Origin of the sequence: Microvirga puerhi, from assembly GCF_020089865.1 — a bacterium.
Taxonomy (GTDB): domain Bacteria; phylum Pseudomonadota; class Alphaproteobacteria; order Rhizobiales; family Beijerinckiaceae; genus Microvirga; species Microvirga puerhi.
Genome location: NZ_JAIRBM010000025.1, coordinates 14,124 through 37,473, shown reverse-complemented (window position 1 = coordinate 37,473; position 23,350 = coordinate 14,124). Strand labels below are relative to the sequence as shown.

Below are 23,350 nucleotides of genomic sequence, written 5' to 3'. Positions count from 1 at the left end.
AGAGTCGAGGGCCCACACACATTACGTGAGATAAAAAAGTATAGATAGGTACTTGAGTTCGAAAATCTCTAGACGAGACCGTGTCTATCTAAGCCATCTGATGGGATGGTACACCTCATGCATAACGTCATCGATCCAAAGTGGTGAGGGCTCGGAACTTTTGATAGCGTAACCTTAACCTCGCCACCGGTGAGCGTATACGTTACCGCACCCAAAAGGCGCTCGCCGGGTATGCGGCGTTAATTTGTTAGCCCGATCATAAAGCTTGGTGACGGACCGGACGTGAACCGACAGCTGTCATTGATCGTCGCGTAGGATTTGTGCAAGTGACCCATAGCGACGATTGCAACCCGATGATATTGGATAAGATCCATTGGGTACGCGCGTGGTTCAGGCTTCACAGCTAGGCATCCGGTGTCGCTTATCATCGGCAATGAGCCGGCCGCCGTACGTCAAATCAAGCTCAAGCACGCGCTCGATGATATCCCGATCCGATATGAGGGGTCTTTGACGAAGCCATTGCGCGGCGATTTGAGCGGCCAGGAAGGGCATGTACCTGAACGTCCAGCATCGCCTTCTCTATGGGCTTGAGATTCCGGACCATGCCGCGGGGCAGATCGCCCAGCTGTAATCCGCCGACCTCGATCCTTACAAGACGAAGCACCTCCGCACCCATAGCGTTAAATAGCCGTCTGATCTGGCGATTCTTTCCCTCGGTCAGAACAACTTCAAGCCATGCGTTTCGTTTGCCGAAGCGGAGAGTTCGAGCTGATTTTGCGAATAGGTATTCGCCATCGAGCACAATGCCTGCCTCAACTTGCTTCAGGAGGTATTCATCAAGCGAGCAGTCAATCTGGACATGGTATACCTTCTCGATATTCGACGCCGGGTCTAGTACGCGCTGAGCCCAGCGCGTATCGTTGGTTAGCAGCAGTAAGCCTTCGCTTGCTTTGTCGAGGCGACCTACCGGAACGATGAAAGGCAGATCGAGCCCCTCTAGGCAATCGTAGACGGTTTTCCGCTCCTGCGGATCGTTGCGAGTTGTGACCAAGCCGCGTGGCTTGTTGAGCATCATGTAGATTTTGCGCTCCGCTGCGATAGGTCGATCGTCAACAGCGATGCAAGAATTTTCGAGATCGATGCGGATGTCCGAATTGCGAGTCATCGCACCGTTAACACACACGCGCCCCTCTGCGATCAAGAGTTCAGCCTGCGTGCGGAAGCAGAATCCAAGCTTCGAGAGGGCGCGCGAAAGACTCACAGCTGAGTGGGATAGACGTTGCAGTCCTGTCGATTTCCGTGTTGTAGGCGTCCGTTTCATAGAAAGAATGCTCTTGCCTTAGATTGGTGAAGTGATGCCGGTGGGCGAATGCCTTTGGTGTGGCTCCGCATAATGAGAGCGTCGACGGGTGCTCGCCTAAGGGATCCGCGCTATGCTGGCCACACACTGCGACGGCGGCTTCATGGGTCAGGGGCACTGATAGCGCCTCGTGATTCAGAGTTATCAATGTGCCGCAAAGCGCGGCATCGCTGCCGATCTTGTTCTTCATGTCCTGTCGGCGGCCAACACAAGTCATGCAGCTATCGGACCGAAATCATCATCGTCTGTCTCTGATATTGAATCTTCCTCTGGAGAAAAACTCGCTCGCGGCGTGAGGTGAAAGACCTGCTCGTCTGATGATGAAGATTCGGATAGCAATCTATTCTGCGATTGTTTCATGGTGTGACTTTTGCGCTGTGTTAACATGGAAATGAGCATTGATCAGAACGAATTTGTCCGCAGTTCAGTTGCGATGCATCTGAGTTGCGGACACGCCTCTACTCGATGAATGGAGTTAGCTAGCCTGTCGCGTGCGCAAACAAGCCTTCCCTCGCGGGGACCAAATTTTGAAGGAACCTTGAAGCACGCGGCGCCATTCGATGCGCCAGCATCCGGCATTTAAGATATCTAAAGCTTAGATATCTTCAGCGCCCCGAACTCGTTGCGCAGTTGCACATTAAGCTCGGGGCTACCCACCCGCGATGAGATTGCCTGCTCGATGCAGGCCACGGCGATCTTGTATGAAATCCGGCATGATAATCCAATGCTGGTACATCCTGGACTACTTGTCAAATCATCCGCAGCACCGATCCTATAGTTGTACATCACAACATGGATTACAGAGTGGGGGATTATCGTGACTTATGTGCGATCTACTCAGACCTAAACTGCGGTGGCGAAGGAGATGAACCTATTAGCCTCTCCACCTGGAATCGCGAGCTATTTTTCGTTACAAATTCTTCATGCTTGATAAAAGGCACAAAGAACTGCATTCTTAGAATGCGGGAGGCACTACGAACTGGTGCAGTTGTGCCTTCTTATATGCTCGGTGCGCCTGAAAGTATGCTCCAGCCTGATCAGCGGGCAATGCTGGACTAAAGAAGAAGCCCTGCCCATAGTCACAACCAAGTGCCTGGAGACTCTTAAGTTGCGCAATGTCCTCTACGCCCTCGGCGACGGTCCGTATTCCAAGACCGCGTGCCAAGGTCAACGTGGCGCGAACGATTGCGCGATCATTTGAATTGGACATGAGATGAATCACGAAGGATCGGTCGATTTTAATTTGATCGACTGCATAACTCTTGAGATGAGTAAGGGAGGCGAACCCCGTTCCAAAGTCGTCAAGCGATATGCATGCGCCGAGCTTTCGAAGATCGGACAAGGTCCGAGCAATTTTTGATGTCGTATCGTCTAGCAGAACGGATTCCGTAATCTCAATGGTGAGTTGTGATAGAGGAACTTTATTGGAGGCAAAGAGATCGGCAACCTTCTCTGCGTAGTCTTCACATCTGAGTTCTGATGCAGCCGCGTTTACAGAGACCTTGCAGTTTGGAATGCCGATGCTGTGCCAATGACGCAAGTCATGGCTGACGGACTGTAGCATCCGTTCTCCTAGCAAGATGACAGCATCCGGATCATCAAGGACGATCTTGAAGTCACCCGGGTGAATGATGTGCCCCTCTGCCGTTACCCACCGTGCTAACGCCTCGAATCCGTAAGAGCGGCGATCGGATAGTCGCACCTGGGGTTGGTAGAACGGCTTGATTTCACCATTCTCGATAGCTTTCTGAAATGCTGTGAGCTTTCCCAGGCGATTTAGCGCCGCAGCTCGCATGTGGGGTTCATAGACCTGAGCCTGGCCCTTTGCCTCCACTTTCGCGCGATCGAGAGCAATGTCTGCGCTCTGAATGAGTTCGTGGACTTCTGCTCCGTGTTCCGGAAAGAGAGCAACACCGGCGCTTGCTCCGGATCTCAGCCCAGGCACGTATCGACGCATAGCGGACGTTGCGGCTCCGAGCAGCCCGGTGACTGCAGACATTACGTCGCCGGTATTGCTTGGACCGGCCAACAGGAGTGCAAATTCATCGCTTCCAAACCTGCCGATCCGATCATTCTCTGTCAGAAGGGCGCTTAGACTTTTTGCAATGTTGGCGAGCGCTTCGTCACCCGCTCTGTAGCCAAATGCATTGTTGAGATCTTTGAACCGATCCAGCCCCATCAAAATAAGCGCTAGGCGTTGTCCGGCGGTGCGAGCCCTTACAAGGATTTCGCCACATTGATCCTGGAAATCGTTGCGGCTATACAGACCGGTTAGAATATCCTGTCGTCCGAAGTCGTGGCCTTTACGACGGTTTTCCTTGAGCGAAACCGCGGCTCTTTCAATGTCCAGTACCTGTTCTGCCTTATCCTTCACTGCTACTGTCGAGGTTGCCGCTGACATGGATCGATCGCGCGGGCTGGGTTGCCGCGGCGTCGACTTGGGGTCCCGCTCCCGATCTGAGGGCGATGCAGGGTTACTCAAGAGCTGCAGTGTATTTTGGCCAGACGAATTATAAATGTCTAAGATATTATCGCGAGGCAGCAGTTTGCGACTCATGAGGCAACCTTCCGCCCTAAATATCAGATCCCGTTATCCGGCCGAGCTTATAGCGATAAGGCCCGTCGTTGCAGAAGCAATGATCTTCAAACTTGAAGCTTTGCTTTCCACTCAGATCTAATGGACCGTGTTGCCTCGAGATTAATATTTATTGAAGCAAGAAGGTTAACCGTTTCGATTGTTGTAGACAGGCCAGTTCTTTAATGCTCGCGGCCGCCAAAAGGACAACCAATCAAAGATCTTGCGTAGTGTCCCCACAAGTCGGATCGCAGAGCGCCTCTTTCTGGGCACAAGACCTATACGTCGGCATGTCGAGCCTTAGTACTCCGGGTCCCAATTTGGGCTAATGCCACGGCACGGGTAGTGGCCCGCAAAGACCGCATGCCGAGGACCTGTGCGAGCATCTCCTGCTAGGTTTGGCTTGGATGTCAAAGTTATCCGGCTGGGACGAGGCGCATCCGGAGATCGTCCGTCATCTTGTGCGTCGGTAACTAAGTCTAAAGAATAATTGCCACCGTTGAGTTTCGCGTTGAAGTTGGTTGGAAATACGTATTAGCAAAGCGGGTCGGCTCTTGAAGGTACGGGTAACGCAACGCGATGTCGCGCGCTTGGCCGGAGTGAGCCAAGCAACGGTGTCGCTTGTCCTGAACGGCCAAGCCAACGCTATAGATCGGATTCCGATAGAGACGCGGGAGCGGGTCGCTCGTGTCATTCGTGAGACTGGTTATGTTGCGGATCCGATTGCGCGCCGGTTGGTGCAGAAGCGCAACCAGATCATAGGCGTCTTCTCTTATGAGCCGGTTTTTCCGAGCGCGCAGGCTGATTTCTTCCTACCATTTCTTCTTGGGATTGAGCAGGGCGCTCAGCAATTTGGCTACGACGTGCTTCTCTTTACTTCCGCTGCAAAGGGCGGAGATGAAAGGCGTATTTTCAGCAGTAATAATCGGTTGCGCCTCGCCGACGGCTGTATTGTGTTAGGTCGTGAACTCGATCGAGCGGAACTCGCTCAGCTGGTTTCTGGCGATTACCATTTTGTCGCTATTGGACGACGAGACGACGCGGGCGGACCCGTGCCTTACGTCGGAGCCGATTATGCAACGGCAACGGCAGCTCTTGTCGGGCAGGCGTTGAAGTTCGGTCACCGCGCGTTCGGCTATGTCGGACGCAAGCCGGGCATCGAGGCATCGTCGGACCGCTGGCGTGGATTCCATGAAGCGACGCGGTCGGGCGAGAAAGCGCTTGTTATCGACACCGCCGATCCTCGGCCTGTGAACGAGGCCCTGTTGGACCTAAGGAAAGCGGGTGTGACTGCGATCTTTTACGAAGACCTGTCAGATGCTGTACAGGGCGAAGAGGCAGCACGCGAGATGGGGCTATATCTGCCGGGCGATCTTTCCATCGTAGCGCTTGGCAATCCGACGGGATCGATACCGACACAAGTGAACTTTACGCGCTTCAATATCCCGCGAGAGGAAATGGGGCGCCTTGCAGTTGAGATGCTAGCGGCTTCTCTTGAGGGGCATCTGCATGAGCGGCAGCGACTTCTTCCTTGTGAACTGGTGCGAGGCGAGACGCTTGGCTTTCTGACTGAGACGAAGAGGTTACTGTGAAAGAAGCCCATGCTGAAATTCTAATCGTTGGTGGTGGATTGGGTGGGGTCGCTGCTGCGTTGGCCGCGCTTAGGGCAGGGCGCTCAGTCATCATGACGGAGGAGTTCGATTGGATTGGTGGGCAGCTGACAAGCCAAGCCGTGCCTCCCGACGAACATTCGTGGGTCGAACAATTCGGGGTAACCGCGAGCTATAGGGCGTTGCGCGAAGGCATCCGTGACTATTACCGCCAGCATTTCCCACTGACAGAGCATTCTCGACGCTGGAGGGATTTGAATCCAGGGGCGGGCTGGGTCAGCCGCCTTTGCCATGAGCCGAGAGTGGCGCTAAGCGTTCTCGAAAATATGCTTTTGCCATACCGGGGCAGCGGACGGCTCAAGGTTCTTCAGCCGTATAGGCCCATCGGGGCGGAGGTCGATAGGGACAGGGTCACCGCAATCCGTCTCGCCCATCGCGATAGCGGAGAAGAATGGGTTATTTCGGCAACTTACGTGATCGATGCCACCGAAACCGGCGAATTGCTGCCTCTCACGGGAACGGAGTACGTAACCGGCTTCGAGTCGCAAGCGACAACAGGGGAGCCGAGCGCTCCGGACGAAGCGCAACCCCTCAACATGCAGGCTGTTTCGATCTGCTTTGCGGTCGATCATGTCGATGGCGACCATACGGTCGACAAGCCAGCCAACTACGAGTTCTGGCGTCGCTATCAGCCCGCCTTCTGGGGCGGTCCTCTCCTGGGGTGGAAGTCCCCACATCCGCGCACGCTCGAGATCGTCGAGCGTAGCTTTACGCCGAACCCCGATGACGATCCGCTGCTCGTCGATGCAGATCAGCGTCGGAACCCAGGCGACGCCAATCTCTGGACCTTTCGTCGGATTGCGGCGCGCCGGAATTTCACTGAAGGTTTCTACGCAAGTGATATCTGCCTCGTGAACTGGCCGATGATCGACTATTTCGAAGGCCCTGTTTTCGAGGTTCCCGAGGAGAAGGCTCGCGAGCATCTAAAGGCGGCGCACGAACTATCCCGGTGTGTGTTCTATTGGCTCCAGACGGAAGCTCCACGAACTGATGGAGGAGCGGGCTTCAGAGGCCTCCGACTACGAGGCGATGTGACAGGGACCGAGCATGGCCTTGCCCAGGCGCCATATATTCGTGAGAGTCGACGGATCAAGGCAGCCTACACCATCGTCGAACAGGACCTGTCCCTAGCCCTTCGCGGTAACCGAGGAGCAATGAACTATGACGACTCGGTCGGCGTGGGCATGTACCGGATTGATTTGCATCCTTCCACCGGCGGGGACAATTACATCGACGTCGGTTCTTGCCCATTCGAAATCCCCCTGGGAGCGCTTCTTCCGCAGCGGATGAGGAATCTTTTGCCCGCGGGTAAGAACATTGGAACTACCCACATTACGAATGGATGCTACAGGCTCCATCCGGTTGAATGGAACATTGGAGAGGTGGCCGGGCTGCTGTCGGCACATTGCATCGAGCGGGGTCTGACGCCGCACGGCGTGCATGAAGCAAAAGCTCATCTCGCCGAGTTTCAGAGCTTGCTTGAGCGCCAGGGAATCGAGCTCCGCTGGCCCGAGATCAAGGGATACTAAAACATAAATCAAGGAGGGAGTGCCGTGACGAAGACCAGCCGCAGTCAGATGATGCTCGCAACTTTGTCGTTGCTTGGCGTATTAGGTGTTCCGATAGGCCTGGAACGAGCTACGGCGCAGGAAAGCATATCTTTGCGCGTAACGGTATGGACCGGTAACAAGGCGCATCTTGATTTGTTTAATGGGATTGCCGAGGCCTATACGAAAGCGCATCCCACAGTGACAGTCGCGTTCGACACGTTGCCCTTCGAGAATTACACAACGACCCTGACGACACAGATTGCCGGAGGAAACGCTCCAGATCTGGCCTGGATCTTCGAAAACTCAGCGCCCGATTTCGTTAATTCCGGAGCCTTGCTGCCCCTGACGGAGATCCTCAAGTCGACACCAAACTACGATGTCGGCGACATCGCACCAAGTGCGCTCGCTCTCTGGCAGCGCAAGGGAGAGGTATTCGCCTATCCATTCTCGACATCGCCGTTCGGTGTCTTCGTCAACAATGACCTGATTCAGAAGAGTGGGCAGAAGAGTGCAGGAGAGATGCTGTCTTCAGGCAGTTGGACATGGGACAAGCTGATAGAAGCCGCCAGGATCGTGAACGCAAAGACCGGGAAAGCGGGTCTTGTAGTCCGTGACTTCGACTACAAAGGTTGGGATAACTTGGCGACAATATGGGGTGGCTGGAATGCACGCCCTTGGAGCGAAGACGGCAAGACCTGCGGCTTCGATAAGCCCGAGATGGCGCAGGCGATGTCGTTCATTCATAAAGCTGTATTCAATGACAAAGCGATGCCAGAGCCCGGAACAGCCGCTGACTTCTTTGCTGGCGACGCCGCAATGACGATCACGCAGATCAGTCGAGCATCCTTGCTCCCAAAAGATGGCTTCTCTTGGGATCTGCTTCCTTTGCCAGCGGGCCCATCAGGCTCCTATGCGGTGATAGGCCAAGCCGGGATAGGCGTATTCAAGAACGGCAAGCATCCTGAGGAAGCGGCTCGGTTCCTCGCATTCATGACAAACCCCGAGAATTCCGAGAAACTCGCCCAGTTCTTTCCACCAGCACGGCAGAAGCTGCTTAAAACCGATGTACTCGCCAAGACGAATCCGCTCTTGAAGCCCGAGCAAATCGAACGCGTCGTCATCAAAGGGATCGCAACGGGTGAAGTCAAACCGAGTCACACCGGCTTTGCTCAAATCCAGCAATTGGTCCGCGCTGGTCTCGACCAGATCTGGAAGCCAGATGCCGATATCAAGGCCGGACTAACCGCTATTTGCGGACGCATCGCCCCGTTGCTCGCCCGATAGGAGAGAGAATGCTCGTGCGAACGAAAGTGGCGACCATCAGCCCGGCCGAAACGGAAGGAGTAGGTAAGAAGCGCCTCTGGACGATGGCACACCAGGATGCACTGATCGGATATCTTTTCATTCTGCCGCAGCTTGCTGGCATCACGATCTTTGTCGTGGTGCCGCTCGTGCTGGTCTTTTGGTATAGCCTTCACGAATGGAACGTGCTGGCTGGGAATTTCGACTACACGGGACTAGATAATTACCGACAACTCTTTGCAGATCCGGTCTTGCCCGAGATTCTGAGAGTCACAGGGATTTTTTCCATTGGTCTCGTTGCCTTCAATATGTCGCTCGCTCTGCTACTTGCGATCCTTCTGAATCAGAAGCTGCACGGCATTATCCTGTTTCGAACTCTCTTCTTCTCGCCCGTCGTCGTTTCACTTGTGGCCTGGACTATTGTCTGGGGCTTCCTCCTACAGAAAGACGGTGGCATCAACGGCCTTCTCGCTGTGATCGGAGTCGAAGGGCCCAACTGGCTACGAAACGAGACGTCTGCAATGGTCTCCGTGATCATCGTTCAGGTCTTCAAGAATGTCGGGCTGAATATGGTTTTGTTTCTTGCCGCATTGCAGAATGTGCCGGGCGAACTCTACGAGGCCGCGCTGATGGATGGGGCTAGTCGCTGGCAGCAATTCCTCCGCATTACCCTTCCGCTGATCAGCCCTACGGTCCTACTGACCGCTATCATTACTATCGTGGGCTCACTTCAGGTTTTCGCACAGATCGCTGTTCTGACACAGGGCGGGCCTGGGACTTCGACAACGGTTCTGGTCTATTATCTTTATCAACAGGCCTTTCAGTTCCATCTTTTCGGCTATGGATCGACACTTTCCATTCTGTTGTTCGTCATCGTGGCAATCCTCACGTTTGCACAGTGGCAGCTTCGCAAAAAGTGGGTATTTTATGAAGCATAGCTTATCTGCTCGAACGAAAGTCGCGGTTTACGGTCTCCTATGCGTGCTTTCCGTTCCCTTCGTGTTTCCGACGTGGTGGATGGTTACCTCTTCGCTCAAGCCTGCTTCGCAGATTTTTGCATTTCCACCTGTGCTCTTTCCACGAGACGCTGACCTGACAACCTACAGTAAGGTCTTTTCCCTCCAGCCGTTTGCGACGCAGTACTTCAACAGTGCCTATATCGCAGCGGTCGTGACGTTAGGCACCATGGCAGTCTCGTCATTTGCGGGATACGCCTTCGCTCGAATCCGATTTCCGGGACAGAATCTGCTTTTCATGGTCGTTCTGCTGGGGCTGTTGATACCAGCTGAAGTTACGATCGTACCGCTGTTCCAGTTCTTTCTGAAATTTGGCCTCATCAACACTCATTGGCCGTTAATTCTTATTCCTGTCTTCGGTGCTCCCAGTGTCTTTGCGACCTTTGTGATGCGGCAATTCTTTATCAGCCTTCCGGCGGAACTAGAGGAGGCAGCGCGGATCGACGGGTTAGGGCGAATTGGAATTTTCTGGATGATCGCCTTGCCTTTGGCTCGCCCAGCACTGGCTGCCGTTGCGATCTTTACATTTCTGCATAGCTGGAATCTTTATCTGGAGCCGATCGTATTCCTTTCCTCGCCAGAGAAGTTCACCTTGCCGCAAGCGTTGACGCAGTTCGTCGATGCCTATGGCGGCCCGATGTGGAATATCCAGCTCGCAGCGGCCACACTGACAGCTTTTCCAGTCCTACTGGTTTTCGTTATCGCTCAGCGTCACTTCATCGAGGGATTAGCGCACACGGGCCTCAAAGGCTGAGCGGGACGGATATGTTCTCACCTGGGCACTGACAAAGGCTGAGAGTGTTTAAGTAACCTGGGGTCAGCAGTGGCTGGAGGGAGCCCATTTGCGCAATATGCAACGACACTCGGCTCACATCAAATATGGCAGGCGCGTTACACGGTCATGCTAACGGGGCTTCTTGATTATCAAGTATCATCCTGCAGCGTGTTTGATGCATGCTGACTATGACGCCGCTTCCAAAACGGCTCATTAAGAAAGCGTTGCTCCCTACGATAGATCTCACGTTGCGAGGAGAGGAACTCTTGAACGCCGGTTGCAACTTTTGTCGCATAGGCCGCGAGAGGACGGAGGTCACCTGAAAGCGCGGCAACCGAAGCTTCTGCACCGGCGATAGCTGTCCAGAGGGCCGTTGTCATCCCATGAGAAGATAAGGGATCAAAAGCCGCAGCAGCGTCTCCGATGGCGGCCCAACCAATTCCTGCCGCTGGTGCAACCCAAGTCGTTCCGGCACTTGTTGCCTTGATTGGTGTCACAAACCGAAAGCCCGCCTCGTCGATCCATCGGCCGACGTATCGTGTCTCCTGAGAGAGCCGGTCCAGGAGCGCCTGTGCTTTCGATGAACCGAACGGGATTAAATCCGGATCAGTATAGTGATTCAATGCGAGCCGATCGTCAGCAAGCAACGTTACATACCACCATCCACTTGCCGTCGCTTCGACAAGTGTTGCTCGTGTAGGAACGACCTCGGCTTGGGGATCCTGCTCAAGAAATCCAACGAGGGCTGCGAGGCGATCTGCTCGGAAGCGAGATGCCCGACTCCGAGCAACAAAAGCGGTCCGTCCAGTCGCATCGAGGAGGAAGAACGTGCGAAGCCGGGTATCCCCGACTTGCAGATGCCAGACATCATCTTGTCGCGAGACCTGAGCCACCGGTGCGCTTATCCGCTCAACATCAAGGTTGAGGGCACGGTCAGCAAGGTCGGCCTCAAAGCGCATTCGATTAAGAACTGTGGCTGGGCCCTCCAAATGCACCATAGAATGGCGCTCTGCCAGATGGTCCGATCCCCAGGACGAGAACGTAATGCCTGCAGGACGATGATAAGATCGCGCAACCAAATCGGAGCTGCCCAACTTCGATAGAAGCGGCCAGGCGGCGGGGGCAAGATGCTCGCCGGGCTTGTCGCCGCCTCGGCCGAGTGGTGCAATCCATAAGGGCCTTAAGCCCGCGGCTGCAAGCGTGATACATGCAGCTGCCCCAGCAATCCCGCCGCCCAGGACTGCCACTGGGACAGTGGCATTGCGCATCAGGGCAACAGTCCGTGGCCTGGCTTCCAATCGATCCGCCGCTCCATGGTCGGCGCCCGCCCAACTTCGACGAAGATCTCTTCCGGTATTCCTTCAGGCTTACCGGCATCCGTCGGACCAGGATGCTTCACCACGAAACCCATACGCTCCCAGAGCGAGATCATGTTCGTGATTCCCCGCCAGTATCCATCCGTTGGATGAAGGCCGAGCCCTGAGACTTCCCGAGACCACGGCACGCGACTATTGAGAAATTTGATACGCTCTTTCGCAGACAGATCGGCCCTCAAAACCTGGGCATAGTACGCCTCCGACAGCACGTCGATCGGAAGCAGGGCTGGCCACCATACCGCGACGGGGAAGTTCTCTTGTAATTGGACCTGTTGGCAGCTGAACGCGTCGCATTGCCATGGCAGTCCCATCCAGCGTGTTAGATCCCCTGGCATTTGTCTGCCGATAGGCGCTGGCACGTCACCCGTTCCCTTGAAGGCCTTCTCTGCGTTCAGTTGCCGCCCAACATTCTGAAGGAGGCTCTGCCGACCTCCCAGCGCAATCCTGAAGGGTTCCGCCTTGTCGTCATAGCTCCTGCTGTACATGGGAGCGTGGCGGAGATAGTAGGTCAGCTCGACGCCAGGGTGAAAGGCGCCACCAGAACAGCGTTCGAGGGCTGCTTCTGTCAGAGCGGAAGGCTGCAGTTCAACGGGGAGATCCTCCAGTTTGCCGATGGCATCTGCCTTCGCATCATGAAGGTCGTTCACGAAGTCTCCTGTGGCCCAGGATTTCAAATAGCTGTATTGGAGCGCTGGAAACTGAAACCATTGTAACGGGCTGCCGGGAAAATTGACGCCGTCACCTAACATGTATGGGATCTTTAGTCTTTCTTCCCGGAATGCTTCAGGTCCGGTTTTTTCCGGATTTCGGAAAAGCGCGAATACGGACTCTCGAAATGCCTTGTTTGCACCACTCGGATCAGCAAGGCGGTCGATGAAGCGTGGATCGCTGAAATCACCGACCTCCAGCCATCCCTGACGCAGCCGATCCGCATCCGTCAACCATTCCATCAGCGCAACTCGCCGAAATGTCGGGTAAATATATTTGCGGAAGGAAAGCGGTTTGGCGGGCTTCGGAATCCAACCTAGCTTTGTATTAAGATCCTGAACAACATCGAATAACGTGGAGATCGGCTGAATCTCGGGCACAAAATCTGGCCCAACGCAGGCGACCCATGCGGGTTCGGCCTCAAGTACCTGCCCATCTGCGAGCTTCACACGGGCTTGGACGGGGCCATCGCACCAATCATCATACCAACCGTCGTTGTCGGCGAAGCTCGTGATACCGGCATCGATGGGCGATGCGGATTTGCCGTCTGGCGGAACGACCAGCAGACGTCCTTCCTCATCGGTTCTCAACTCGCCAAGATTGACAGATACCTTGTCCCAGAACCGACCTTGGAACTTATAGGCCGATACGCCTCCTTCGATGTTGACAGATGCGCCGGAAATCATTTTCTCGCCGCCGTCGATAACGAGCATTCGCTCGCGCTCGGCGTCGTCAACAATGTAGGCATTTCGCATCACTCCGGGGACACCTGGAGCCAGATCTCCGTTATCGAGCGGATTGGTGAAGCCGTACCAAGCCGCTTTCGTGTTTGCCAAGTGTACACGCCACTCCACCCGGCCCTTGCCTGGTGTCACCTCCCCGATGACGCGATCATTTGCATCGAAAGCGTAAACTCGGAAACGCTGGACCTGCTTCTTGATATGATACGCGCCGTCTTTGAAGCCACCTTCCGGTTGCACCGTGAGACCAGGAACCTCCGGCGCCAAGAACCACTTGCTGCTGCCACCCACCCGACAGATACCGATCGCTGGATAAACACGCACTTTCGCGATCTTTGCGCCTGCGGGTGCGGGCTCTGCTGTTGTTGCTGCGACAGCGGACTTCGGATGCCAGGGCATGGCATATGCAGCAGTCCCAGCTGCTACCGTGGCAAGAAAATCACGTCGGCTGAAAGGCCTGTTCTTGTCGCTATTTGCCATGGTCTTATCCATATGACGTAGCTTGCCCATTCCAGAACTGGTCCGCCGAAACCTTCGGGAGCGGCCTCACATATTCCGAAATGCAAAAAATAACCCTGCGTCTTTTCCTGGTCGAATGAATATTGTCAAGCTTTCTACCCCGGCCTAACTAAGATGTAATAAAGAAGCAAATGACGGCATTCGCATCTGCTTGAGTGCGAATTCTGCAATTCTACGGGCGTATCAGCAGTTGCTATGGTCGCCTGCCGTGACGAGGACGTCGAATCGCTCAAGCAGGGCGATACAGCGAACGTGATAGGCCATTCACTTGCGAGATGGGCGCTCGTTTGTGAGCCCTATGAAGAACAGCTCGGAGGACTGATTGTCGTAATGAGACGACTTCGGATGCTGGAGATCTGTATATCAGTCTCCTGCTTTCCTCGTGGGATCCGCGCTTTTCAGCCCGATATTCCTTTGTTGGCGCTCTCCGTCGCAAAAGCGCGTGCTAGGATGGCGCATACGATGAGCTGTATCTGATGATAAATCATCATTGGCAATACGATTAGTCCGATTGTCTGGCCGGCAAAGATAATGTTTGCCATTGGTAGGCCGCTTCCCATGCTCTTCTTCGATCCGCAGAAGACGAGAGCGATCTCGTTCTCTCGATTAAATCCAAGGAGGCGGCTGATGAGATGCGTCGCTACCAGTACAAAGGCGAGAAGAATAACAACCAGAAGTAACATTACCACGAGGTTGTTTGCGTCAACTTGCTTCCAAACGCCGCCAACAATTGCGTTGGAAAAGGCAAGATAAGCGACCGCTACAATTGAAATCCGCTCAGCGAAACCGACCAGTTTCGGTTGCGAGCGAATCGCGTTCCCGATCCATCGTTGTAGGACTTGCCCAAGAGCGAATGGTGCAAGGAGCTGCATCATGATGCTCTCGATGGCATGGGCATTGATGCCTCCCTGCTTGCCCAAGATTATCATCGCGAGTGCAGGAGTTGCCACGACACCCAGCATGTTTGATGCTGATGCCGCGCAGACGGCGGCCGGGACATTTCCACCGGCAATCGACGTGAAGGAGATGGACGACTGAATTGTTGAGGGCAAGATGCAAAGGAAGACGAAGCCCACATAAAGGTCCGACGGCAGCCATTCCGGAACCAATCCGCGCAACGGAAGGGCGAGGAGAGGAAACAACACGAAGCTACATGCGAGAATTGTCAGGTGAAGACGCCAGTTCGCAAAGCCGTTCATTACGACTCGAGGTAGAAGACGTGCGCCATGCAGAAAGAAGATAAATGCAACGCTGCCTTGCGTGAAGATATTCAGCCATTCCGCAGCACGGCCTGACGCTGGCAAGAAGGTCGCGATGATCGCTGCAGCTATAAGAGCAGTGATCAGAACGTCCGGTCGAAACCGGAGAAGCTTTTTCATGTTACGGGAACCTGCTCGGTGATAGTGCCGTCTTCGTCGAGGATGGTGCTCAAGCGTGTCCAGATGCTGGCGACGTGCGCGGTCAGCAATGGGCGAGCCCTGGCAGCGTCTCGCGCTTCAAGAACATGCAGAAACTCTTCATGCTCCCGTACGGCATTGTCCCAGTTCTCTGTGGCTTGATGTGCAATGAACCGAAGCCGATAAACGCGAGCATTGAGAATGGCGTGGTGTTCCGCGAGGACAGCGTTACGGGCAGCATGCACGATGCCCAAATGGATCGCCTGATTGTTTTGGAAGTAGCGCAGCCGTTCCTTACGCGCCCGAAAGGCTAGCATCTCATAATGAAGAGCCCAAAGCTCCGCCATTTCTTTGTCGGTGATCGCGGTGCAGGCCAATTCTGCGGCCAAACCCTCGAGCGCCGCCAGAACCTGAATGATCTCGAAGACCTCGCTTCGCCGAAGTATCGCGACGATTGCGCCTCTGTGCGGATGAAGCTCGACCAGATTCTCTCCAGCGAGCAGCTTCAGAGCCTCCCGCATAGGCGTCCGTGACACTCCTAGGCGATTGGCCAGGGTCCTCTCGCGAATAGGATGTCCGGGGTCTAGCTCCCCTTTCAGAATCATCTCCCGAATGCGGTCCTTGACGTGCGCGACTTTTGCGCCGTCGCTGCTTTCGGGCGGGCCGTCCTTGTTGATGGGTTCAAGCACTGACATCAGGCAATGATCGCGCGAGTGAATTTGCCGAGCAGGTCGTCGGAGCAGGTCTTATCGAGCCAGCGAATGACAATCACAAGATCTCTAGGCTCATCGATCCAGATGATGTTGGAGCCACCCCCGAGGGCAAAAACGCTTGTCTCCGGAGCTTGCGAATACAATAGCCTGTCTGTATTCAGCCACCATAGCAGGCCGTAGGTAGGATTGAGACGTGAGGGCACCAACATGGTCTCGACCCATTCCCGGGATAGGAGCTGTCGGCCATCCCATTGCCCCTTGTTCTTGATCAGCTCACCCAGGCGCGCATGATCGCGGCTATTGATGACAATGCCGCCTCCCCAATGTCCACCGCCGGGTACCGACTGCATTCGATGGCCGTCCACATTGACCCAGCTCGTCTCATAACCATGCCATGCCCAGGTCGCTGAGCAGCCAATGGGATCCATGATGTGCTCTTTGAGAACCTCAGGGAGGGGACGCTTGAACAGGCGCAGGAGGCTGAGGCCCAGTCGATTTACTCTAACGTCATTGTATTCGAAATGCGTTCCAGGAGAGGCGAGGGAGCGCTCAGTACCCTTCGAATTGCCGGCGCCGGATGTAACGGAAGGCCCGACCTGACGATGCCAGTCCACGGAGTCCGGCCGTTCAAATAATTCGCCGTGCCATTCGCTCGTCTGCTCGAGGAGATGACGCCAGGTGATCACGCCGTTGTGCGGATCGTCAAAACCTCCGTCTTTTACACGCTCCCGGACCGGCTCGTCGATGGAGCCGATAAGGCCCTTGTCAAAAGCGAGGCCTGTGAGGATTGCCAGATAGCTCTTGGCGATGCTGAAGGTCATGTCGGTTCGGTGCGTATCGCCCCACTCGGCCACAAGCTTACCATGGCGAAGCACAAGACCGTTGGCCCCACCACGCGCGAAGACCGGCCCCATTGGCCGGTTGTAAGGCGGCTTATCGTCCACATGAGCAGAGCCGACGAAGATCCCGTCAATGTACATGTCTCGGGGCCAGCGCGTCTCGCTAGAGATGGCAAACGTGACGGCCTCTTCCAGGTGGTGGGGGTCGAAACCTGCCTCCGCCGGGCTGGAGGTGAGCCAGACGGGTGTCGTTGCATTGTTTATATCCATCATCTGCCTCCGGATTTGTCGGTGTGCCCGCAATTTGAGCGTGCAATGCGATTGTTCAAATTGTGTCTTGCGCGCCATAATTTGGTATGCCATCGTTTCCGTACGGTCAATATGAAAAGATCAACGGATCGGTCCGATTAGAATTCCTTTAAAACATAAGGAAAAACCGCGAGCCTCGACTGGGACGGCGAGACGGGGTGTATGTCCTCTCAGCGGACCAGAGCGCAATATGGTATACCATCTGAGAGGGAGATGGTGTTGAGAGAGGAGCTATAGATGCCAACATCACGACTATTTCGGCGACTGGGGGTGCTGGTAGGAACCGGCTTGGTTTCCGCATCCCTATGGACCGCTCCGGTCTTGGCGCAGAACATCAAGCCCTTGCGTTATGCGACGGGCACCGACGCCCAGACGCTTGATCCGCAATTCGTCACCGATATCCCGACGGCTCGGGTGGTGACCCAGATCCATGAGACGCTTATCTATCCGAACAGCGCCGGGGAAATGGTCGGCGTTCTGGCTGAGAGCTGGGATGTGAGCGAAGACAAGCTGTCGTGGACATTCCATCTGCGCAAGGGAATCAAATTCCATGACGGAACCCCTTTCAATGCCGCCGCGGTAAAGTTCACCTTCGATCGGATCATGGCTAAAGAGACGGCCGCTCCGCGCGCCAGCTCCGCGGCGGCCATCGACTCCGTCGAAGTGAAGGATGAACACACCGTCATCATCAAAACAAAGTCGCCTTACGCACCGCTCCTGGCCCAGTTGTCGGCCTATAACCTCGCGATCATTAGCCCGTCCGCTGGCGTCAAACTGAATAACGAATATAGCCGCGCTCCAGCGGGAACGGGTCCGTTCAAGCTTGGAAAGTGGACTCCCGGTGAGAAGCTCACGATCATCCGCAACGATGAGTACTGGGGGAAAAAGGCAGCTTCTGCCGCCGTGGAGTTCACGGTCGTTCCAGAAGACAGCGCACGCGTGCTGATGCTCATGTCGGGCGAGGCGGACGTCGTATCTAATGTTCCGCCGATCATGGTGAATCGACTTAAGGGCGCACCAGGTGTCAAAATCGTGGAGCAGACTGGCTATCGCACGATCTACGTGGGCTTGAATCTCGACACCAAGCCCTTCGACGATCTGAAGGTGCGTCAAGCCATTGCTCATGCCATCGACACGAAGTTGTTGCTTTCCGGAGTCATGAACAATATCGGGACGGCCGGTGGTGGCCTGGAGTCTACCGTGATCCCTGGCTCAGCGAAGATTGCTCCCTACCCGTATAATCCAGAGCTCTCGAAGAAGCTTCTTGCAGAAGCTGGGTATCCCAATGGCTTCACTATCGACTTCTATATCACTACGGGTCGCTACATTAACGACAAGCAGCTTGGAGAGGCTATTCAAGCGCAGCTCGCTAAGGTTGGCATCAAGGTAAATCTCCAATCGCCCGAGTTCGGCGCTTACTCGGCCATGCTGCGCCAAAAGAAGATCCCCATGTTCCTCCTCGGTAAGGGGAGCCCTACCGGCGATCCCGACTTCACGCTGACAATCAACGTGCATAGTGAAGGAACAGGCAACTATGGCAACTATCGCAATGACAAGGTCGATCGGCTTCTGACCGAACAGCGGAGCACTGTAGAGGTGGCTAAGCGCAACGAGCAGCTGCGCCAGGTACTGCAGCAATCCTACGACGATGTTCCGTGGATCGTCCTTTTCTATGAGAACCAGATATTTGGTGAGCGCGAGAATGTTCGTGGCGTCGAGGTTCTGCCCAACGAAAACGTTCTGTTCGTGAACGCCAAGGTCGAGTGATCAAACTGGGGAGGCGGGGCGCTGGCTCATGCCTCCTCACCGATGAGTGAACTGATGATAACCTTTCTCGCCCGACGGCTCTCGCAATTGGTTCCGGTCCTCGTCGGGGTCTCCGTGATCGTCTTCCTGATGATCCATCTAATCCCAGGCGATCCGGCCGTTCTCGTTGCTGGTATCGATGCGACCAAAGAAGACGTCGCGGCCGTTCGACAGTCTCTAGGTCTCGATAAACCCCTCGTGATGCAATACGGCGAATTCGTTGGTCGCGTTGCTACCGGCGATTTTGGCAAGAGCTTTAGAACTGGGCGCCCGGTCAGCGAAGAGATTGGCGTCCGTTATTGGAACACGATGATCCTCGGACTGTCGGCTGTCGTCTTCGGCACCCTTCTCGGGGTCATCACGGGCATTCTAACGGCTGTTTACAGGAACGGGTGGTTCGATAGCAGTATTCTGGCGGTTTCTCTATTGGGGATCTCGATTCCGTCCTTTTTCCTCGGTATCTCCCTCATGTTGCTCTTCTCGGTCTATCTGGGCTGGCTCCCGCTGACCGGCATGGACAGTTGGAAGAATCTCATCCTGCCAACGCTTACTCTGGGCATCCCGAACGCCGCGATCATTTCCCGGATCACACGGTCGAGCCTTGTCGAAGTTCTCAATCAGGATTATGTGCGCACCGCACGAGCCAAGGGGCTGAAGGAATCCGTCGTTGTCGGTCATCACGGCGTGCGCAATGCCCTGATTCCGGTTGTCACGGTGGTCGGTCTTCAGATGGGCTATCTGCTGGGCGGCGCTGTCGTCACTGAAACCGTCTTTGCGTGGCCCGGGATCGGTCGCCTGATTGTTCAATCGATCGCAGCACGGGACTTCCCCGTCGTGCAGGCCTCGGTTCTGCTTCTCGCACTTACCTTCGTCATGATCAATCTTCTGACGGACGTGTTGTATCGAATTCTCGACCCGCGGATTAAGTTCAAATGAGTTCTAATGCGAACCTCATGTCCGGGAACCCCCGACCTGCGCCCGTAGCTGTCGAGGAGGCTTCGCGCCCAGCGTCCTCACGGATCCGCCAGATTCTCAAGCAGATGAGAAAGTCGAAATTCGCCTTGCCGGGCGGCGCGATTGTACTGATCTTCATCATACTGGCTATTCTCGCACCTTGGATTGCTCCGCACGATCCCTATGCCAACGATCTAATGGCCATGCTGCTCCCGCCCAGCGCGGAGCATCCTTTCGGCACGGACGAACTTGGGCGCGATATCTTATCCAGAGTTCTCGTCGGGGCTCGGCTTTCTTTAGTCGAGGGACTGTTCTCAGTGTCGCTTGCAATGCTGATCGGCGTTCCGACCGGGATGATATCGGGATATGTAGGCGGACGTACCGACACGGTCATCATGCGTATCATCGACGTGATGCTGGCATTTCCGGGCGTCCTTCTCGCCATCGTCATTGTATCGATCCTCGGCCCGAGCCTCGTGAACGCCATGATTGCGGTTGCGATCTACACAGTGCCGATTTTTGCGAGGCTGGCCCGCGGCTCTACACTGTCTGTCAAGGAGGAGCCTTATATCGAGGCTTGCCAATCTGCGGGAATGCGGCACAGCCGGATCCTGCTGCGACATATCTTTCCGAACATCGCTAGTACCCTATGGGTCATGGCGGCTTTGCGTGTGGCGTTGGCAATTCTGACCGCATCCAGTCTGTCCTTTCTCGGGCTTGGCGCGCAGGCACCTTCTCCAGAATGGGGCGCCATGCTTGCTGCGGGTCGAAACTACATGCTGGTTGCTCCCCACGTCGTTATCTTCCCAGGCGGAGCCATCGTGCTGCTCGTGCTCGGGATCAACCTGTTTCAAGATGGGCTGCGGTTGGCCCTTGATCCAAAAATGGCGGAGCGCTGATCATGAACATCGAACTTCAGGGGAAACTGGATTCGTATATCGAGGCGAATCGTGAGCGCTTTCTGGAGGAGTTGTTCACGTTTCTCCGGCAGCCGAGCATTTCTACACGCAATGAAGGCATGCATGAGTGCGCCGAGCTTCTCGCCAGCCTAATGCGGGATGTCGGGATCGAGACTCGAGTCATGGAGACGCCTCGGCACCCGATCGTCTACGGTGAAATCGATAAGGGACCGGATGCGCCCGTCGTCCTTGTTTACGGTCATTACGACGTACAGCCGCCCGAGCCGTTGGAATTGTGGACATCTCCACCGTTCGCGCCGGAAATTCGCGACCGGAAGATTTATGGTCGTGGAACATCGGACAACAAGGCGCAAATCTTCATCTATGTTAAGACCATCGAAGCCCTTCGCGCGGCTACCGGCGACGTACCGTTGTCCTTCAAGTTCCTTTTCGAGGGCGAGGAAGAAATCGGCAGCCCAAGCCTTGCCCCCTTCGTTGAGGCTAACCGGGATCTTCTGAAGGCGGACTTAACCTATTACTCGGACAGCCATATCCACGAGTCTGGTCGCCCGATGATCATCCTTGGCCTCAAGGGGATGGTCTACGCCGAGTTGACCGCTCGTGGCGCACGGATCGATCAGCACTCCATGCGTGCAACCGGCGTCCCGAACCCGGCATGGCGTCTCGTCTGGGCCCTCAATTCTCTGAAGGGGCCGGACAACAGGGTCGCCATCGAAGGCTTCTATGACGATGTGAGACCTCTCACCAATATGGAGCGGGAGACCATTGCGAAGATCCCCGTGGATGAGCAGGGTCTTCTCGACTTTTTCGGCATCGACAAGTTCCTCCCCGGGCGCATCGAGGATGGCTACTATTTCAATCTGATCTCCGAGCCGACATGCAACATCGCGGGAATTGTCAGTGGCTATACGGGAGAGGGATCCAAGACTGTCCTGCCTTCTGTTGCCAAAGCAAAAATCGACATACGCCTCGTGCCTGATCAACGGCCGGAGGATATTCTTGAGAAGCTCAAACAGCATCTGGAGGAAAAGGGCTTTGGCGACATAGAGGTCGAAGGCTTCAATTTCCTCACGCCCTCGCGCACGCCGATCGATCATCCTGCTCTGCCGGTCATCGTCGAAGCGCTCGAGGAAGCATACGGACGTGAGCCGATTGTCTACCCGGGCATTGGTGGCGCCGGCCCAAACTATGTCTTCACTGATATCTTGCGGCAGGCCTGTTTCGTCGTCCCTCACGCGACTCATGATCAAGCCAATCACGCTCCGGACGAAAGCATGGATCTCGACGGGTTCTTCAACGGCATCCGCACCGGCGTGCGGGTATTTCCACGTCTCGCCAAAACGTTGAGACGTTGAGCACGGTTGCCATAGAAACACGAGGAGATTCTCCATGACTCGACCTTGCGAGCTTGATGCCGTCGAAGCGCGGCGTCTCATCGGCCAGAAGAAGCTTTCCCCGGTAGAACTGCTGGAATCATGCATTCAGCAGATCGAAGCGGTCGACCCCCACGTCAATGCTCTTGTGGTGAAGGCCTTCGATCGTGCTCGCAAGGAGGCCGCAGCGGCAGAAAGCGCAGTCATGAGAGGCGATTTGCTCCCGCCGCTTCATGGATTGCCCGTAGGCGTGAAAGATCTGAGCGACACGGAGGGTATCGTGTCCGCCTACGGCTCTCTCCTTTATCGCGATCATATCCCTGCTAAGGATGAGCATGTGGTCGCAGCTGTTCGCCGCGCGGGCGGGATCGTCATCGGTAAGACCAACAGTCCGGAATTCGGAGCCGGCGGCAATACCAACAACAAGCTCTATGGACCTACCCGCAACCCCTTCGATCTGGAAAAGACCTGTGGAGGCTCTTCTGGCGGTTCCGGTGTTGTACTGGCGACAAACATGATGCCGCTTGCTACCGGATCCGATACAGGTGGGAGCTTGCGGCTACCGGCGGCATTCAATGGCGTCGTCGCTTACCGCCCCAGCCCGGGCATCGTTCCCTTTGATCGCCGTTCTCAGGCCTTCAGTACCTACCAGAGCCAGGGCCCGATGGCTCGGACTGTTGCAGATGCAGCGCTGCTGCTTTCTGCCATGGCGGAGCGCAATACCGTGGATCCCATGGCTTACCCGCTGGATCCGCAGCAGTTTCAGGCCCTGCCAGAGGTGGATCTTTCCAGTCTGCGGATTGTCGTCAGCGAGGATCTTGGCATCGCGCCCGTGGCACGCGCCGTGCGGGCGGCATTCCAGGACAGAGTCAAGCGTTTCTCATCCCTGTTCGGAGATGTGGAACACAAGGATCCCGACTTCAGGGATGCACTCGATGTCTTTTGGTACCTGCGTGGTGTCTACATGCTTGCTAAGCATGAGGCAGTATTCGAGACTTACAACGACGATGTGAATCCGAATGTACGCAGCAACGTTGCCGCTGCCTTGAAGATGGATGCGCGAAAGGTCGGCTGGGCAGCACGCGAACAGTATCGCCTCATGAGAGATTTCCACCATCTCATGGCGGATTTCGATGTTCTGATCTGCCCGGCTGTGACAGTCACACCGTTCCCGTTCGCAGAGCTCTATCCCAGAGAAATCGATGGCGCACCTATGGAGAACTACGTCCACTGGGCGGCCCTGACGTCTTCACTGACTGTTACCGGGAATCCGGTTGTCGCCATTCCTTGTGGCGTGGATGAATATGGTACACCGTTCGGTATTCAGATCGTCGGCAAGCTACATCGGGATCGAGAAGTTCTGGCGATCGCCCAAGCTATCGAGAGTGCCTTCAGGACAGATGTCGCGTTGTCCAGGCCCGTTCCCGAACTCGCCATCTAAAGCGTTG

General features: G+C 55.4%; 17 protein-coding genes. 10 read left to right on the top strand and 7 right to left on the bottom strand.

The window, feature by feature from the left end:
* Positions 1–463 precede the first annotated feature (463 nt).
* Entirely contained in the window at positions 464–1,321 is an 858-nt protein-coding gene (locus tag K9B37_RS22280) for a pseudouridine synthase (protein WP_224315741.1), read from the bottom strand.
* 994 nt (positions 1,322–2,315) lie between these two features.
* A complete protein-coding gene (locus tag K9B37_RS22275) occupies positions 2,316–3,761 on the bottom strand; it encodes a putative bifunctional diguanylate cyclase/phosphodiesterase (protein ID WP_224315740.1) in 1,446 nt (481 codons plus the stop codon).
* 695 nt (positions 3,762–4,456) lie between these two features.
* On the opposite strand from K9B37_RS22275, the gene K9B37_RS22270 reads away from it, so the two are divergent.
* From K9B37_RS22270 to K9B37_RS22250, 5 genes are all read left to right on the top strand, one after another.
* The gene (locus K9B37_RS22270; RefSeq protein WP_369414400.1) at positions 4,457–5,527 is read left to right on the top strand and encodes a LacI family DNA-binding transcriptional regulator; all 1,071 of its coding nucleotides are present in this window, start codon (positions 4,457–4,459) and stop codon (positions 5,525–5,527) included.
* Positions 5,524–7,134, top strand: a complete 1,611-nt coding sequence (locus tag K9B37_RS22265) for an FAD-dependent oxidoreductase (RefSeq protein ID WP_224315738.1) — start codon at positions 5,524–5,526, stop codon at positions 7,132–7,134. Before K9B37_RS22270 ends, K9B37_RS22265 begins: the two co-directional genes overlap by 4 nt.
* Positions 7,135–7,185: 51 nt before the next feature.
* Entirely contained in the window at positions 7,186–8,439 is a 1,254-nt protein-coding gene (locus K9B37_RS22260) for an ABC transporter substrate-binding protein (protein ID WP_224315766.1), read from the top strand.
* A gap of 83 nt (positions 8,440–8,522) precedes the next feature.
* Positions 8,523–9,395 (top strand): carbohydrate ABC transporter permease, encoded by an 873-nt coding sequence (locus K9B37_RS22255; protein WP_369414403.1) that lies wholly within the window; start codon positions 8,523–8,525, stop codon positions 9,393–9,395.
* Complete coding sequence (locus K9B37_RS22250) at positions 9,385–10,227, top strand: carbohydrate ABC transporter permease (RefSeq protein WP_224315765.1); 843 nt, start codon at positions 9,385–9,387, stop codon at positions 10,225–10,227. The genes K9B37_RS22255 and K9B37_RS22250 overlap by 11 nt, the downstream gene beginning before the upstream one ends.
* 170 nt (positions 10,228–10,397) lie before the next feature.
* On the opposite strand, the gene goxB is transcribed toward K9B37_RS22250, so the two are convergent.
* The 5 genes from goxB to K9B37_RS22225 all read right to left on the bottom strand — a co-directional run bounded on the left by goxB (position 10,398) and on the right by K9B37_RS22225 (position 16,813).
* Positions 10,398–11,516: a glycine oxidase maturase GoxB gene (gene goxB / locus K9B37_RS22245; protein WP_224315736.1), complete on the bottom strand. Its 1,119-nt coding sequence runs from the start codon at positions 11,514–11,516 to the stop codon at positions 10,398–10,400.
* On the bottom strand, positions 11,516–13,552 hold the full coding sequence (gene goxA, locus K9B37_RS22240) for a CTQ-dependent glycine oxidase GoxA (RefSeq protein WP_224315735.1): 2,037 nt from the start codon (positions 13,550–13,552) through the stop codon (positions 11,516–11,518). Before goxA ends, goxB begins: the two co-directional genes overlap by 1 nt.
* Positions 13,553–13,989: 437 nt before the next feature.
* Complete coding sequence (locus K9B37_RS22235; RefSeq protein ID WP_224315734.1) at positions 13,990–14,970, bottom strand: bile acid:sodium symporter family protein; 981 nt, start codon at positions 14,968–14,970, stop codon at positions 13,990–13,992.
* The gene (locus K9B37_RS22230; RefSeq protein WP_224315733.1) at positions 14,967–15,683 is read right to left on the bottom strand and encodes a GntR family transcriptional regulator; all 717 of its coding nucleotides are present in this window, start codon (positions 15,681–15,683) and stop codon (positions 14,967–14,969) included. Before K9B37_RS22230 ends, K9B37_RS22235 begins: the two co-directional genes overlap by 4 nt.
* Positions 15,683–16,813, bottom strand: coding sequence for a serine hydrolase domain-containing protein (locus tag K9B37_RS22225; protein ID WP_224315732.1), 1,131 nt, complete (start codon positions 16,811–16,813; stop codon positions 15,683–15,685). The genes K9B37_RS22230 and K9B37_RS22225 overlap by 1 nt, the downstream gene beginning before the upstream one ends.
* A 357-nt stretch (positions 16,814–17,170) precedes the next feature.
* On the opposite strand from K9B37_RS22225, the gene K9B37_RS22220 reads away from it, so the two are divergent.
* Genes K9B37_RS22220 through K9B37_RS22200 form a run of 5 tightly spaced genes read left to right on the top strand, consistent with a single transcriptional unit; the run spans position 17,171 to position 23,343 of the window.
* Positions 17,171–18,616: an ABC transporter substrate-binding protein gene (locus tag K9B37_RS22220; protein ID WP_224315731.1), complete on the top strand. Its 1,446-nt coding sequence runs from the start codon at positions 17,171–17,173 to the stop codon at positions 18,614–18,616.
* A 54-nt stretch (positions 18,617–18,670) separates the two neighbouring features.
* Positions 18,671–19,591, top strand: coding sequence for an ABC transporter permease (locus K9B37_RS22215; RefSeq protein WP_224315730.1), 921 nt, complete (start codon positions 18,671–18,673; stop codon positions 19,589–19,591).
* The gene (locus K9B37_RS22210; protein WP_439651778.1) at positions 19,588–20,508 is read left to right on the top strand and encodes an ABC transporter permease; all 921 of its coding nucleotides are present in this window, start codon (positions 19,588–19,590) and stop codon (positions 20,506–20,508) included. Before K9B37_RS22215 ends, K9B37_RS22210 begins: the two co-directional genes overlap by 4 nt.
* Positions 20,509–20,510: 2 nt before the next feature.
* Positions 20,511–21,884: a M20/M25/M40 family metallo-hydrolase gene (locus tag K9B37_RS22205; protein WP_224315728.1), complete on the top strand. Its 1,374-nt coding sequence runs from the start codon at positions 20,511–20,513 to the stop codon at positions 21,882–21,884.
* A 34-nt stretch (positions 21,885–21,918) separates the two neighbouring features.
* Positions 21,919–23,343, top strand: a complete 1,425-nt coding sequence (locus K9B37_RS22200; protein ID WP_224315727.1) for an amidase — start codon at positions 21,919–21,921, stop codon at positions 23,341–23,343.
* Positions 23,344–23,350 lie beyond the last annotated feature (7 nt).